The organism is Microcystis sp. M53602_WE12, from assembly GCF_030065455.1.
Classification (GTDB): Bacteria; Cyanobacteriota; Cyanobacteriia; order Cyanobacteriales; family Microcystaceae; genus Microcystis; species Microcystis aeruginosa.
Map to the genome: position 1 here is coordinate 1 of NZ_JASJFB010000053.1, position 1,310 is coordinate 1,310.

2 protein-coding genes and 1 pseudogene are annotated in these 1,310 nt (G+C 46.6%); 1 reads left to right on the forward strand and 2 read right to left on the reverse strand.

Translation table 11 applies throughout. The annotated features are described in order from the left end of the window. A pseudogene (locus tag PX482_RS02390) lies at nt 1-129 on the forward strand (RNA-guided endonuclease TnpB family protein); the annotation flags it as partial. Between the two features lie 22 nt (nt 130-151). Here PX482_RS02390 and PX482_RS02395 read toward each other — a convergent pair. Beyond that, nucleotides 152-628, reverse strand: a complete 477-nt coding sequence (locus PX482_RS02395) for a hypothetical protein (protein ID WP_288094033.1) — start codon at nt 626-628, stop codon at nt 152-154. A gap of 199 nt (nt 629-827) precedes the next feature. Then, complete coding sequence (locus tag PX482_RS02400; RefSeq protein ID WP_045356694.1) at nt 828-1,148, reverse strand: helix-turn-helix domain-containing protein; 321 nt, start codon at nt 1,146-1,148, stop codon at nt 828-830. Nucleotides 1,149-1,310 lie beyond the last annotated feature (162 nt).

Sequence of the window (1,310 nt, forward strand, 5' to 3'; positions counted from 1 at the left end):
AGTAAAAATATTTTGGCCGCAGGGCTTGCGGTGTCAGTCTGTAGAGCGACCATAAGACCAGAACAGAGTAAATCTGTTAAGGCAGGTGCGGAACCCCGCAAGGGAAAGAAACAGAAACCTAAATCGTGAGGTTTGGGAATCGCCGTCCGTTTTACGGCGGCGAGGATGTCAAGTAGTTGACGGTCAGGTAGTTGAAAGCGACGAGATTCTGGGCGGCGGCAAACTGGGCGGCCTCATCCACACGACGAAAATTATTTTCTTGAATGTCTTCTAAGGGATTGGTATCAACGAAGATTTCTTCGGCATCGACGGAATCGTTTATGACTTTTTCACTCTCTCGCTGAACTAATCCCGTCTGGGCGTTAGTTACGGGGGAATTTTTCTCGGTTTTGGTCTGTTTATCAGCGATTTCGGGGGTAGCACTCGGAAAACCTTCGAGAGTACCCCATTTCTTATAGTAGGTGTTTAGGTCATCGAATATTTGCACCTGTTCATCACTGTAGTAGCTGTTTCGTCCGTGTTTCTCGGCTTCCATGGCGTAACCCAAGCGGATCAGGTGCTGACGGCGTTCGTAAAACTGGGTTTTTCCTATTCGGTAGCGATCGGGTAAGGAGGCGGCTTGTTGCATAATTTTTCATCTCCGAGGGGTTAAGAATAAAAAATAAATACCGAATCGAGGGGACAAAAAGCTGGAATAGTTGAAGGGTATGCGGAACTAACGGATAAATCCAGTATAGTCCCTAAAAAAAAAGGCTTCAATTGGAAGCAAGAGAATTTCGGAAGTTATCGTCGGTTTGGTTCGGGGATTAAAAAGGCACTCAGGAGGTTTACTTGTGACCGATTTCGGTGAGGAACCGATCGAGCGGGTAATCCAAAGCGTCGAGAATCGCTCGGAGGGTAGCCGTGCCGACGCTCTTGGCCGTTTGAGTTTCTGCCGTTATTGCCTTGAAACCAGTCTCCAACTTTTGGATGTGCTGGGGTGAAATGTCCCGACCGGCATCCCTAATCTTATTTACCAACTTATTGCGAGATAGTCCCTGTCCCTCCCGAATCTCCTTTAACTTCAATCCCGCCTCCTCCGACCATGAGATAGTCTCGACCATCTCGACGGGAATCATCACCGTTTTCTTCTGTTTCACCACGTCCACAACCTCTCAGAAAAACTGTTGTTAGGGACTTGCGTATTAATAAATTACCATCTAGACTAGAGAAGCAACTTGTTACTCTCACTCTCAACTATGGTAACTGAACTGACTGAAAAAATCAAATCAAGCTTGAAAGATGCGGCAAAAAAGCTGACAGGTTTTAAG